The sequence below is a fragment of the Thalassobacillus sp. B23F22_16 genome, assembly GCF_043496955.1.
GTDB lineage: Bacteria > Bacillota > Bacilli > Bacillales > Halobacillaceae > Thalassobacillus > Thalassobacillus devorans_A.
In genome coordinates this window covers 1-13,563 of the sequence record NZ_JBIEKD010000035.1, presented here as the reverse complement: position 1 = coordinate 13,563, position 13,563 = coordinate 1, and the positions used below count along the sequence as shown (strand labels likewise).

The following is a 13,563-nucleotide window of genomic DNA, read 5'->3' as shown; positions in this document are numbered from 1 at the left end:
TATCTTACATCAAAGCTGGCAGGCAAGAAGCATGATGGCAGATTGTGAAAAACTTAACGACTATCTTTTGCATTTTTGGTAAAATACAAGTAATGTAAATACACATAATAGAATTTCTGCTTCAAGGGAGGCTTTACTTTGACAGAGTTCACTCATTTCAATGAGCAGGGAAGGGCACGAATGGTCGATATCTCGGAAAAGGATGTCACCACGCGAACAGCGACTGCTGTATCCAGTGTCCAGGTAAACCATGAAATATATAAGAAGATCACCAATAAAGAAATCTCCAAAGGTGACGTGCTGTCGGTTGCTCAGGTTGCCGGAATCATGGCAGCTAAAAAGACACCCGACTGGATACCGATGTGCCACCCATTACAGCTGAAGGGTGTCGACGTCAATTTCGAATGGAAGCAAGAAGGGGAAGATACCTACCATTTGATGATTGATGCTTCAGTCAAAACGAAGGGAAGCACCGGTGTAGAAATGGAAGCGCTCACGGCAGCTTCAGCGACTGCGCTTACCGTTTATGATATGTGCAAAGCCGTTGATAAAGGAATGGTCATAGGACCTACCTATTTGATGGAGAAAACAGGCGGGAAAAGCGGGGACTTCTATAGAGAAAGCAAGGAGTGAAAGATATGGATATCGAGCAACATAAAATACCACAAGCGACAGCGAAGCGGCTGCCATTATATTTTCGATTCATCAATAATCTGCACAGCCAGGGGAAACAGCGTGTATCCTCCAAAGAGCTCAGTGATGCGGTCAAAGTTGATTCTGCTACCATCCGCCGCGACTTTTCTTATTTTGGAGCCCTTGGTAAAAAAGGTTATGGCTATAACGTTGAATACTTGCTTTCCTTTTTCCGAAAAACGCTTGATCAGGATGAAATCACAAAAGTTGCCTTGATTGGTGTCGGTAATCTAGGTACCGCGTTTTTACATTATAATTTCATGAAGAACAATAATACTAAAATTGAGTACGCATTCGACTCTAATGCGGATAAAGTAGGAACAGAAATCGGCGGAGTGCCTGTGAAGCATATCGATGAACTCGAAGATATGGTAAAAGGCGATATCACTGCAGCGATACTTACCGTTCCGTCTGCAGCAGCCCAGGGTATTACGGACCGGCTTGTCCACTCTGGTGTTTCCGGGATTTTGAATTTCACACCAGCAAGAATCACGGTGCCGGAACATATCCGGGTCCACCATATCGATTTGTCGATCGAACTTCAAGCGCTGGTGTATTTCCTGAAACACTATCCGCTTGAAGCGGGCGAGGAACAAGAAGAATAAAAGGATGACCACCACGGTCGTCCTTTTTTGGTTACACAGGAGTTTTACCGTTTTCCTTTGGTTTCAAGTTTAGATATTACACGGAAGGTGTATATCATGGAAGGCAAGATGAGAGAAGTGGCTGGGTTACTATGGTATAGTAGATGATAGTTCGTGTTTCGAAATAAATTAACTGGAGGGGAGCTGTATGGGCAAGTTGCCATCAAAATGGCTGGTTGTCGTTTCCGTTTTATTTGGAACTTTCACGGTCATATTGAATAACAGCATGCTGAATCCGACGCTTCCCCGATTCATGGAAATTTTTGATGCTAATGCGGTAGATGTCGGCTGGATGCTGACAATTTTTATGGTTTCCATGGGGATGACAATGCCTCTTACGGGGTATTTTGGAGACCGGTTCGGCAAGAAGAAAGTATATTTGATTGGCCTCAGTGTCTTCATTATCGGGTCGATTGCCGGTTCGCTCGCTCCGTCGTTAGGCATGATTATCGTCGCCCAGGCAATTCAGGGGATGGCAGGCGGTCTAATGATGCCGATAGCGATGGCACTGATTTTCAATGCTTTTCCTAGGGATGAACGGGGGCTGGCTGTCGGTATCTACGGAATCTCTGTCATGGTCGCTCCAGCCATCGGTCCGACGATCGGCGGGGTTATCATCGAGTTCTTCGCCTGGCAGTGGCTGTTTTTATTCAACATACCGTTCGGCTTGCTTGGCATATTGTTATCGAGCAAGTATTTGAAACCGACCGAGACAAAGCCGGATCTGAAATTCGATGCAGGCGGCTTTGTGATCGTCACTACGGGGATTGGTGCCATCCTTTATGCACTTGGAAGAGGGAGGACGCTGGAATTACTGCTGTCTCCTGTGAGTATGGTACTAATCATCGGAGGTATCCTGGCGTTAGTGGCTTTCGTTTTTTATGAAAACCGCCAGGAACAGCCGTTATTGAACCTATCTGTATTCAAGGTGCCAACGTATTCGGTATCGATTCTTGTTACATCAGCGGCCTCGATCGGTCTTTTCTCCGGTATTTTCTTATTGCCATTATTGATTCAGAATGTCTATGGGTTAGGGGAGATCAAAACAGGCCTTCTGTTTCTGCCGGCTGCAGCGGCCAGTGGATTATTCATGTCGATTGGTGGAAGGCTGCTTGATAAAAAAGGGCCGAAGTTCGTCGTTCCTCCCGGCCTTGCCATCATGGCAGTAGCAACCCTGGGGTTAAGTTTTCTGAGCCTTGATACGCCATATTGGTGGATATTAGTATTGAATACGATCCGAGGTCTTGGAATGGGGATGGGGAACATGCCCGCCACGACATCCGGTATGAACGCAATCCCGGAACATCTCGTAGCACAGGGTTCTGCGATGAACAATATCTTACGGCAGATATCATCTTCGTTAGGGATCGTTTTCTTCTCCATTTATTATGAAGTAAGACGTGCAGCGATTGCGACCTCGCCCGATTTGGATATGCAGGCAGCAACCTTGCAGACACTTAATGAGGCTTTTCTCGTATCCGCAGTCATATTGATCATTGCGATTCCATTTTCTTTCATCTTAAAGGGTGTGGAAAGTGATAAAAAGGAAAGCCAGGAAAACAATTAACGCCTCGACTCAGCTTAAAGAGCTGAGCAGAGGCGTTTTTTACTTTATCCATTCATAGTCTAGCAGTCCATACAGGTGCATATCGAATGCTTGTCCGTCGCGAAGGAGGAATTCCCGGTGGGTGCCTTCTTTTTTGAAGCCGAGTTTTTCGTACATGGAGATGGCAGGCTGGTTATAGGAAAATACCGTCAACTGAAGACGGTGGAGGTTGCATTCATAAAAGGCGAAATCGATCAGTAATTGCATCGCCTCCATGCCGTAACCTTTTCCCTGATATTCTTCATCGCCGATGGCAATGCTGACCCAGCCGTTTCGATGAATCCATAAGATGCTTTCTAATTCCACATATCCGACAAATTCATTGCTTTCATTCCGAATCGAAAAGGTGTATTGGTTGTTAGACTCATTGGACTCTTGGAGCCATGACTCCAACTGGTCCATTGTTCTCGGGGCTGCTGGCAATGCGTCAAACAGGCGGGAGAAATTAGAGTTGTGATACCAGTCTGCTATCGCCTCGAGGTCTTCCTTGGTCACCTGTGTCAGTCTCACCTGTTTTCCTTGTAATAAAGTCTTCATCGTTATGTATCCCCCTTTAAACAAAAAGAAGCCTGTTAAAAAACAGGCCTCGTGTTGTTATTTCTTATTTGAATTTTTCAGCCTGATGTGCAGATTGAATAAACGGATTGAAACGGCAAAATCAAAAGTGGCCAGAATAGCCAGAAAGATCGTAATGAAATTCCAGATCGTATCATCGACACTTTGTGCCGCTATATAGGTGAAAACCAATCCCATTATAAAATAAAGGAAGGCCATGAATAGCGGTGATGTTCTCATAGTAAGAAGCCTCCAAAAATGGTTTGTAGCTGGTCAAATTGGTCCTGCATCCGTTTGAAATCCTCTTCCGACAGGCTGTATTGCCCAATGACCACAACGGTATTCATTGCCATATGGGCAATGATCGGGGTAATGATGCTTTTCGTTTTTACATACAGGTATGCGAAGACGATTCCCATTGCCGTGTATACTACCATATGCGTGAAATCGAAGTGGGAAGCGGCGAATGCCACTGCCGATACGAGCACTGCCACAATAAAGTTCGACCGTTTATAAATCGTACCGAAAATGATTTTACGGAAAATGATTTCCTCTAAAATCGGTGCGAATAAGACCATGACGATGATGAACACCGGTGACATGCGGGCGAACTCCATCAGGTCCTGTGTATTTTCAGATCCTGGCTTGATGCCAAAGACAAATGTTTCAATTAGAATCGCAATCATTTGAGCGAAATAAGCAAGGAATACCCCAAGGAATGACCATAACGCGATGTTTCCTGCACTGGAACGATCCCGCTGCATGGAAGCTTGTTTCATATCCGGCTTCAATAAGAATAGAATGATTAAAGTGGCGATAAAAAAGCTGAACACCGCCCAGCTTGTAATCGCTATGCCCTTCTCGAGCCCGACCGCCATCAGGAGCGGTACTCCGACAATAGATGATAACTGTGCTGCAATATATATAGCGATAATATACCAATATCTATTTGGCAAAATCGAACGACTCCTTTACGTACAATTTCGGTCACTCTCCGTATTTTAACACAGTTTGAAAAGCCCGCGTAACAATAAGGATTTACCCGACATTTTTCACCAATCTTTTTCGAAAAAAATTTACACTTCTTACTTGCAAAATAAAATGTGATTGATTATTATAATAATTGTGTTAGCACTCAAGAATGTCGAGTGCTAATAAATCGATAAGTAAATGAATAGAATCACATTGAGGAGGGTGTCCGAATTGTTAAAACCACTTGGTGATCGTATTGTGATTGAATTTGTAAAACAGGAAGAAAAAACTGCGAGCGGAATCGTACTTCCAGACTCCGCGAAAGAAAAGCCGCAAGAAGGTAAAGTAGTAGCGGTAGGATCTGGACGAGTTACCGATAATGGCGAAAAAGTAGCGCTTGAAGTTGCTCAAGGCGACCATGTCATCTACTCTAAATTCGCAGGAACAGAAGTTAAATATGAAGGCAAAGAATACTTAGTGATTCGCGAAAGCGACGTATTGGCTGTCATTCAGTAATTCCTCAAGTTTCAAATAAAATACGTACAGATTCAAGTTTGATAAGGAGGGCATTTATTCATGGCTAAAGAGATTAAATTTAATGAAGACGCACGACGCGCAATGCTTCGTGGTGTAGATTCACTTGCTAATGCTGTAAAAGTGACATTGGGACCAAAAGGACGTAACGTCGTTCTTGAGAAGAAATTCGGTTCTCCACTAATTACAAACGACGGTGTAACCATCGCGAAAGAAATCGAACTGGAAGACCACTTCGAAAATATGGGTGCCAAGCTTGTATCGGAAGTTGCTTCTAAAACAAACGATGTAGCTGGTGACGGTACAACAACTGCAACTGTACTGGCTCAGGCGATGATCCGTGAAGGATTGAAAAACGTTGCTTCCGGTGCGAACCCAGTAGGCGTACGCCGCGGTATCGAAAAAGCGGTAGCACTTGCTACAGAAGAACTAGCGAACATTTCCAAGCCAATCGAAGGTAAGGAATCTATCGCACAAGTTGCTTCCATCTCTGCTGGTGACGATGAAGTAGGTCAATTGATCGCAGAGGCAATGGAGCGTGTTGGAAACGATGGTGTCATCACGATCGAAGAATCCAAAGGCTTCAACACAGAGCTTGAAGTAGTAGAAGGTATGCAGTTCGACCGTGGATACGCTTCTCCATACATGGTAACCGATCAGGATAAAATGGAAGCTGTTCTTGAAGATCCATACATCCTGATCACAGATAAGAAAATCGGTAACATCCAGGAAGTATTGCCTGTACTTGAGCAAGTCGTACAACAAGGCAAACCGCTTCTATTGATCGCAGAAGACGTTGAAGGTGAAGCTCTTGCAACACTAGTTGTGAACAAGCTTCGCGGTACATTCAACGCCGTAGCTGTTAAAGCTCCAGGATTCGGTGACCGTCGTAAAGCAATGCTTGAAGACATCGCTACACTAACTGGTGCTGAAGTAGTAACAGAAGACCTTGGTCTTGAGCTTAAGAACACTGGCATCGAGCAATTGGGTCGTGCTTCTAAAGTGGTTGTTACAAAAGAAAACACAACAATTGTTGAAGGTGCAGGAAACGCTGAGCAAATCGCTTCCCGCGTCACTCAAATCCGTGCGCAGGCAGAAGAAACTACTTCTGAATTCGATAAAGAAAAACTACAAGAGCGTCTTGCTAAACTTTCTGGCGGCGTAGCTGTCATCAAAGTCGGTGCTGCTACTGAGACAGAATTGAAAGAGCGTAAGCTTCGTATCGAAGACGCCTTGAACTCTACTCGTGCTGCGGTTGAAGAAGGTATCGTAGCCGGTGGTGGTACTGCATTCGCTAACATCTACGAAAAAGTAGCAGGCCTTGACCTTACTGGCGACGAAGCAACAGGTGCACAAATCGTTGTACGTGCGCTTGAAGAGCCAGTACGTCAAATCGCACACAACGCTGGCCTTGAAGGATCCATCATCGTTGAGCGCCTGAAAGGTGAAAAAGTCGGTGTTGGTTTCAACGCTGCATCCGGCGAATGGGTCAACATGGTTGACGCTGGTATCGTAGACCCAACCAAAGTTACACGTTCCGCACTACAAAACGCAGCTTCCGTAGCAGCTATGTTCTTAACTACAGAAGCAGTCGTTGCTGATCTTCCAGAAGAAGACAACGGCGCAGGCGGCGGCATGCCAGACATGGGTGGCATGGGCGGAATGGGCGGCATGATGTAATAACGCCCAAAACCCTGTTGTGAAGGGGTTTATGCCCCAATGTCATACCTGATTGACATACTTTTTGTCATTCAATATATAAAAAATTATATTTTTGTTAGCCTCTCATTAGTTCACAGAACTTTTGAGAGGCTTTTCTTGTGTTAAATGTCCGCGTTCATCTAAAGAGTGATGATTCAATCCAGTTGTAAACGCTAGAATAAAATTTGACAGTTTTCGATTAATTAGATTTTACAATTTTGCTCTATTAGTCTATTGCTCTAGTAAGAGTCATTTTGATGTATATCCAATCGTGGTTGTAGCTATTACTAGCTGATACGTAGGTTATAAAAATAGAAAATTACCTACAAAAGCTTTGTTAATGATAAAATTAAAAGTAGCTCTTACAATCATTATAAAATATCGGTATGGTTAAAAAAGGAAGATGCGTTGACTATACTAGGTATCAATTTATCTTAGTTTTCCAATTATTCTGTAGTATCCTTTTTATTGATTACCCTCTTTAAACCTCCATCTTGAATTCACATTCTCTCATTAGCCCAGTATCAATAATTAGAACATGGTAGTGTCAGAGCTTCTTAAAACTACATAGAAAGGAATGAGCTTTTTGACCGTAATAGTCTCAAAGTTAAAAGAAGTATTATATGCAGTCCTTCCCATTACAGTAATGGTCTTGATTTTGAACTTTACATTAGCTCCGTTGGAGTCTTCATTAATTGTCAGTTTTATAATCGGCGCAATATTCATCATTATTGGATTATCTATATTTTTATTTGGGGTTGATATCGGAATTACACCTATCGGAAAAGCGATGGGGAAAACAATAGCCAAAACCAATAAAATTTGGGTGGTTGTGATCGCTGGGCTGTTACTTGGCTTTTTTATTTCAATCGCGGAACCTGATTTACATATATTGGCCCGACAGGTTGATCTAGTCACGTCAGGTCTGATCCCAAAAGCTAGTATCGTGATTGTTGTTTCAATAGGAATTGGAGTACTTATTGCGACAGGACTTGTTAGAATTGTGTTCAATATCCCATTATATAAAGTACTATCTGTTTTGTATCTGATTATTTTAGTCCTATCTTTATTTACTTCACCCGAGTTTTTAGCTATATCCTTTGATGCTTCTGGAGCAACAACAGGAGCGTTAACGGTTCCGTTCATTTTGGCACTTGCACTAGGGATTTCTTCTCTAAAGAGGGATAGTAAAGCTTCGGAGAAAGATAGTTTTGGACTTGTTGCTATTGCATCAACAGGCGCAATTATAGCTGTTATGATTATGAATATCATTGCTCAGACGGACAAGTTATCGGGGAATCTTGATCAACATTCGGCTGATTCCGTATCGATTTTAGGTGCTTTTTTACATGAGCTTCCTATAATTGCACAAGAAATCACATTGGCACTTCTCCCCATTTTAATAATTTTTCTTGTATTCCAAAAATTTTCATTTAAAATGTCTATAAAAGCGGTTAGAAAAATACTAACAGGGATTTTATTCACATTTGTTGGGCTTGTTTTATTTTTAGTAGGGGTAAATGCTGGATTTATGGAAGTTGGAACCGCTATAGGACATTCAATCGCATCTTTGGATAATAAATCATATATTGTTATTATAGCTTTTGTTCTTGGGGTCGTTACGATTCTTGCAGAACCGGCAGTTTATGTATTAACACATCAGATAGAGGATGTTACCAGTGGTTATGTAAGGAGAAAGATCGTCATGTTTTCTCTCTGTATCGGGGTTGGTTTTGCCGTGTCATTATCAATCTTAAGAATACTTATTCCCGAACTCCAATTATGGCATTATCTTTTACCAGGTTATATCATCGCCATAGCTTTGACCTATGTGGTACCAAAACTTTTTGTCGGAATTGCCTTTGATTCAGGAGGGGTTGCCTCAGGACCGATGACCGCAACGTTTATATTGGCGTTTGTTCAAGGTGCAGCTGAAGCGATAGAGGGTGCCAACGTGTTAATAGATGGATTTGGTATGATTGCACTGGTAGCATTAACCCCGCTAATCACATTACAGGTAGTTGGTTTTGTATTTAAATTAAATGCGAGAAAAGGAGGCGAAGTAAGGGATGTCCAGTAATTCAGATATCGCCGAATTAGAATTAGTTTATGTAATCGTTGATCTGGGACTTGGAAGCAAAGTAGTACAAACAGCTAAAAAACATGGTATTTCAGGCGGAACAGTGTTGCTTGGACGAGGGACATTAAAAAGCCGCCTCCTGAATTTATTAGGAATCAACGATGTACGCAAAGAGATTGTAATGATGCTTTCTTATAGAGAAAAAGCCAATCATGTAATTGAACAACTTGCAAAGAAATTCAATTTTATAAAAAAGCATAAAGGTATTGTATTTACCATTTCTGTAGGTAAGGTAGTAGGGGCGAGAAATTATAAAGGACACCAAGGAAAAGAAGAAAGAGGTGTAGATCATAGTATGTATCAAGCAATTACGGTAATCGTTGAAAAAGGGAATGCCGAAGAAGTAATAGGTGCAGCAACCAAGGCGGGGTCAAAAGGAGGCACCATTATTAATGCAAGAGGATCTGGAATCCATGAGACTAGCAAGGTATTTGCAATGGATATTGAACCTGAAAAAGAAATTGTTTTGATTCTGAGTGAAAAAGAAAGTACTGAAGAAATAGTAGCGTCAATAAGGAGTAAGCTTAAGATTGATGAGCCAGGAAACGGGATTATCTTCATTCAAGATGTAAATAATACTTATGGTTTATATAAGTGATTTTTAGAATTTAAAAGGTAATTGATTAGTGCAGGAAATGCGGGAAATGTGCTTTTCCTGTTTTTTGTCTGCTTAGACTTATTGGCGAATATACCACAAAAAAGTTCTTCGATACAATTTTTAAATATATTTCTGAATATATTATTTATAATGGATTATGAAAATTCACAAAAAGAGCAAATGGATAGATAAGCATGCTTTTTACTATTTACTTTTGCTGGTAAAATAAAAATGAGGTATATTTCACTGCTGGCCGAAGGGAGGGGAGAGAGGTTAACTTTTATAAAATTGTTATTTCACTATTCTTATTGTTGGTAACAGTGGTTATAAATCCATTGCATGAGATAGCTATAACGCCACACAAGCCCTCCGCCACTGAATTGACGGCTAAACCAGTAGTTTCAACTCAGAAAGCTGTGCATTTTTCATATGCTACTGTTCTGCCGAAAAGTGAGAAAGAGGATTTCCGTCCATTAAAGCTCTCGAAAGATAGAGCTTACAGTTTGCGGCGCTCTCTCCCTTGTTATACCTATCCCACTTATGTAACTTCAGTGAGATCACTATCACAGTTTATGAAGGTGAAGTTCTTTCAATCAAGCTATACATGATTTTCTCTCTACCTAAGCACAAAGTAGGATAAAAAGGAGAGAAAACATGAAATATTCAAATGATAAAGATACGTTATTGTATTATGGTATGAGTTTCTTAGTGTTAATCATTTTCTTTGGAGGTATTTTTATTTCAGGTATTGTTACAGGTGTTGAATGGGGAGAATATATACCTCGATTTTCCTGGGATATGTTCAATGCTAGGGAATTAAAACAGATAGTGGGTTTGGAATAAAGATAAAATGATAAACCCATTTATTAAGTCACACCCACTGATGATCAAATTTAGCATGGTGAATTTTGGTGGAAAAAAACAGAATCCTTTTAGCTGGATTCATATATGTCCTGTAAAGCATGATTAAAATTGTACTATAGTGATTTTTCTGTTAATTGACCGTCTCTTTATTGTCACGCTTTCAGAACCTGAAATACAACATACCTATTCATTAGACAAATTCAAATCTGATATAGTACGAAATCATTCAGCCCTTAATAAATATTAAGGGCTGGTTTTTGTATTTTAATCCTTTAGATGCTTATCTATTTCCTTTGAGCTAACCTTTTGTTCTAATTCTTTTGTTAATTGGTTTTTATACTTTGATTCAACAAGAATATATAAGAAGTCTCCCGGGTGTATTGTGGTTTCTCCATAGGGGGTTATCACATGGTTGTCTCTAATTATTGCATTTACATTTGAACGATTGGGTAAAGAAAGTTCTTTCAGTTTCTTTCCAACAACCGCAGATTCTTTGTTTGTCTGAAATTGAACCATCTCTGCAGCCACTTTTCCCATGGATATCAGTTCAATAGAATGGTGTGGAACATCTATTTTAGGTCCTACCAGTTTTAATTTCTTAGCTGCCCAGGAGATGGTGGAACCTTGAATTAATGCTGATGTTAATACGATAAAGAATACGATGTTAAAGAGGGTTTGGCTATTCTCAAGGCCCTCGACGATTGGAAATGTGGCAAGAACAATCGGAACGGCTCCACGTAAGCCTGCCCAAGATATTAAGACCTTTTCTTTAACAGAATAATTGAGTTTTATTAAAGAAAGAAAAACTGCAATAGGGCGGGCCACAAGCATTAACAATACAGATAAAATTAATCCACCTAGAATAACTTGTAAGGAAAAAAGTTGCGCTGGAAACACTAACAGCCCCAAGATAATAAACATGATAATTTGCGCCATCCAAGCAAATCCTTCATTAAACTGAAAAATGGAATATCGATAGGTTAATTCCCGATTTCCTATCACTAATGCGGCTATATATACTGCCAATAAGCCACTCCCTCCAATAAGTGCAGTTATCCCATAAATAAGCAGGGCAAAAGCTACTGATAATATAGGGTAAAGTGCACTTGATTCTAATCTTATTCTGTTAATAGAAAAAGAAGCTAACCTGCCAAAAAGAACTCCCAAAATAAGTCCCAGTCCCATTTGTAAAAAGAATGTAGGGACTAGCATCCAAATAGAGCTATCCTGCCGTGAAATTAACTCTATGAGTGATATAGTTAAAAAGACAGCCATTGGATCATTTGTACCGGATTCAGCCTCAAGAGTAGCCCCCATCTTAGCTTTTATATTCCTTTCTTTAAGAGCAGCGAAAACTGCTGCCGCGTCTGTAGATCCAACAATCGCCCCTAAAAGCATTCCTTCTAGGAGAGTTAAGTCAAATAAGAGAAAAGCAGAATATCCAATAATTGTAGAGGTTATTAGTACTCCTACTGTAGCTAGGGATAATGAAGGAATCGCTACCGAGCGAATCGTTGCCCATTTTGCATGTAGCCCTCCTTCAAATAGGATAATAACCAAAGCGAACACACCTATAATCTGGGCTATCTTAGCATTATCGAAAAAAATAATTCCTAAACCATCACTTCCAGCGAGCATTCCTACGATTATAAATAAGATAAGAGAGGGGAGTCCCCACTTAGTAGAAAATTTTGAAGCGAATATTCCACTGAAAAGTAATAATGCAGTGAGCATTAAGAAAGTGTCCGTACCGAATGTATCAAAAAACATTGTGTTTTAATTCTCCTTATTAATTATTTAATTTGTATATGATAAAGAAAGCAAAATTATCCATATACTTTTTTTACTGGAATACAACTTTGAAATATTTATGTATAGTCTGATTGGTGTTGTACAGTCACAATAAAACCCATATTCTCACCTTGGTGTTCCTCGAACTTTTTTTTCAATCTTATTCGGGTGTTAAAAAAAGAAGCCGGTAAATTGCATTGATGAGGTGTATCTGTTTTTTTTGCTTATAGGAAGAGGAATTTTTACCCGTTGATTTTAATCAGCTTTATGGACAGAAATAGTTATAGTAGATTAAGTTAAAAAATTTTTCTCAATGGTTGCAACTTTTTCAGTTGGACTGCCAGCGAAAAAAGTAACAAGAATTGAACCACAACTAGTTTGATAGCCCCACTCCACTCCTTTAAGGACCATAACTAATTATACCAATAATAGATATAAAATGAACAAAAACGAAGGAGAGTTAGCCGCTAAAGCAAAAAATTTTACTTAAAGATTTCAAGAATATAAAGCGCATAATCACACTGCTTCTTAATTAAGAGAAAAAGTTATGGTTATTAGATTATCTTGATATTGAGTCTTCTGATAAGGGGCAAACTTAGAAGACTAGGTGATTGTCCTTATGTTACAAGGTCCGCGGGGGAGCCTCGAGTGGCTCTTTTCTCCTGACCGGTATCCGTTGACCATACAATGAATCCTTTCTAACCTTCTTAAAAGGCTCATATATACCTGTTCCAAAAAACGTAATTAAAAATGTTAGTCTGTTTTATTAGATTGCATCCTATCTTAGGAGGATCACGATTATGACATAAATTAGTTTTTTTCTAACAAATAATCTATTTTATTATGTTCTTTTGTGCTGTATTATCGAAAAATGAATAATATTATAGATTAAAGAATTAACAGAACCACTTCATGTTTTGGTTCTCATACTATATACTGGCAAGGAGAAAAGCCTTATCATGGAGAAATAAAACATAAATAAAGGTTTAGGAGGATTGATATGAGAAAGGTTATTGAGGGGAAATTGTATGATACTGAAAAAGCGAACCTTATTTATGAGTTTCAGAAATATGCCAATATAGATAGTACTTATGGTCATACTAAGACTTGGGTGACAGCGCAATTGTATCAGACAAATAAGGGAAACTGGTTTGAGTTGGTTAAAGGTAAAAATACATCAGATGTACTAAATAAATTAAATGAAGATAAAGTAAAAGAGATACTTGCCAATGACCCTGAAAAATATCAGGAGTTTTTCGAATTAGAAGATGCCTAGTTATGTTGTAAGTCAATAAACTTACAGAAAAATACGAGCGCTATAAGATTACTAGGTGAACTAGAGGCTGGGACAAAACCCAGTAATTTAAACAGAAAGTGGTCCGCATCATTTTGATGCGGACCACTCTTTTTATGGTTTTCTTTTATTTTAATAAGAATATAAGGACAACCTCTGATAAAATTAAAG

13 protein-coding genes are annotated in these 13,563 nt (G+C 39.9%); 9 read left to right on the top strand and 4 right to left on the bottom strand.

Features of this window, described 5'->3' with window-relative positions; translation table 11 throughout:
* Positions 1-138 precede the first annotated feature (138 nt).
* From moaC to ACGTNI_RS18490, 3 genes are all read left to right on the top strand, one after another.
* Entirely contained in the window at positions 139-633 is a 495-nt protein-coding gene (gene moaC, locus ACGTNI_RS18500; protein ID WP_394464072.1) for a cyclic pyranopterin monophosphate synthase MoaC, read from the top strand.
* Between the two features lie 5 nt (positions 634-638).
* Entirely contained in the window at positions 639-1,298 is a 660-nt protein-coding gene (locus tag ACGTNI_RS18495; protein ID WP_394464071.1) for a redox-sensing transcriptional repressor Rex, read from the top strand.
* A 187-nt stretch (positions 1,299-1,485) separates the two neighbouring features.
* Positions 1,486-2,904, top strand: a complete 1,419-nt coding sequence (locus ACGTNI_RS18490) for an MDR family MFS transporter (protein WP_394464070.1) — start codon at positions 1,486-1,488, stop codon at positions 2,902-2,904.
* A 39-nt stretch (positions 2,905-2,943) separates the two neighbouring features.
* Here ACGTNI_RS18490 and ACGTNI_RS18485 read toward each other — a convergent pair whose 3' ends face one another.
* Genes ACGTNI_RS18485 through ACGTNI_RS18475 form a run of 3 tightly spaced genes read right to left on the bottom strand, consistent with a single transcriptional unit; the run spans position 2,944 to position 4,454 of the window.
* Entirely contained in the window at positions 2,944-3,480 is a 537-nt protein-coding gene (locus ACGTNI_RS18485; protein WP_394464069.1) for a GNAT family N-acetyltransferase, read from the bottom strand.
* A 57-nt stretch (positions 3,481-3,537) separates the two neighbouring features.
* Positions 3,538-3,738 carry a YdiK family protein gene (locus tag ACGTNI_RS18480; RefSeq protein ID WP_085505132.1) on the bottom strand — a complete coding sequence of 67 codons (201 nt, stop codon included), beginning with the start codon at positions 3,736-3,738 and terminating at the stop codon, positions 3,538-3,540.
* Positions 3,735-4,454, bottom strand: a complete 720-nt coding sequence (locus ACGTNI_RS18475) for a CPBP family glutamic-type intramembrane protease (protein ID WP_394464068.1) — start codon at positions 4,452-4,454, stop codon at positions 3,735-3,737. The genes ACGTNI_RS18480 and ACGTNI_RS18475 overlap by 4 nt, the downstream gene beginning before the upstream one ends.
* 247 nt (positions 4,455-4,701) lie before the next feature.
* Between ACGTNI_RS18475 and groES the strand changes: the two genes are divergently transcribed.
* The 5 genes from groES (at position 4,702) to ACGTNI_RS18450 (ending at position 10,286) form a co-directional block, all read left to right on the top strand.
* Positions 4,702-4,986 (top strand): co-chaperone GroES, encoded by a 285-nt coding sequence (groES, locus tag ACGTNI_RS18470; protein ID WP_139823705.1) that lies wholly within the window; start codon positions 4,702-4,704, stop codon positions 4,984-4,986.
* Between the two features lie 60 nt (positions 4,987-5,046).
* Positions 5,047-6,684 carry a chaperonin GroEL gene (gene groL / locus ACGTNI_RS18465; RefSeq protein WP_085505135.1) on the top strand — a complete coding sequence of 546 codons (1,638 nt, stop codon included), beginning with the start codon at positions 5,047-5,049 and terminating at the stop codon, positions 6,682-6,684.
* Between the two features lie 598 nt (positions 6,685-7,282).
* Positions 7,283-8,785 (top strand): DUF1538 domain-containing protein, encoded by a 1,503-nt coding sequence (locus ACGTNI_RS18460; protein ID WP_394464067.1) that lies wholly within the window; start codon positions 7,283-7,285, stop codon positions 8,783-8,785.
* The gene (locus tag ACGTNI_RS18455; protein ID WP_394464066.1) at positions 8,775-9,443 is read left to right on the top strand and encodes a P-II family nitrogen regulator; all 669 of its coding nucleotides are present in this window, start codon (positions 8,775-8,777) and stop codon (positions 9,441-9,443) included. The genes ACGTNI_RS18460 and ACGTNI_RS18455 overlap by 11 nt, the downstream gene beginning before the upstream one ends.
* Before the next feature lie 654 nt (positions 9,444-10,097).
* Entirely contained in the window at positions 10,098-10,286 is a 189-nt protein-coding gene (locus ACGTNI_RS18450; RefSeq protein WP_085505210.1) for a hypothetical protein, read from the top strand.
* A gap of 285 nt (positions 10,287-10,571) precedes the next feature.
* Here the strand turns inward: ACGTNI_RS18450 and ACGTNI_RS18445 are convergent, their stop codons facing one another.
* Positions 10,572-12,077, bottom strand: a complete 1,506-nt coding sequence (locus ACGTNI_RS18445; protein ID WP_394464065.1) for a potassium/proton antiporter — start codon at positions 12,075-12,077, stop codon at positions 10,572-10,574.
* A 1,021-nt stretch (positions 12,078-13,098) separates the two neighbouring features.
* Between ACGTNI_RS18445 and ACGTNI_RS18440 the strand changes: the two genes are divergently transcribed.
* Positions 13,099-13,374 carry a hypothetical protein gene (locus tag ACGTNI_RS18440; RefSeq protein WP_394464063.1) on the top strand — a complete coding sequence of 92 codons (276 nt, stop codon included), beginning with the start codon at positions 13,099-13,101 and terminating at the stop codon, positions 13,372-13,374.
* The last annotated feature ends 189 nt before the right edge of the window (positions 13,375-13,563 follow it).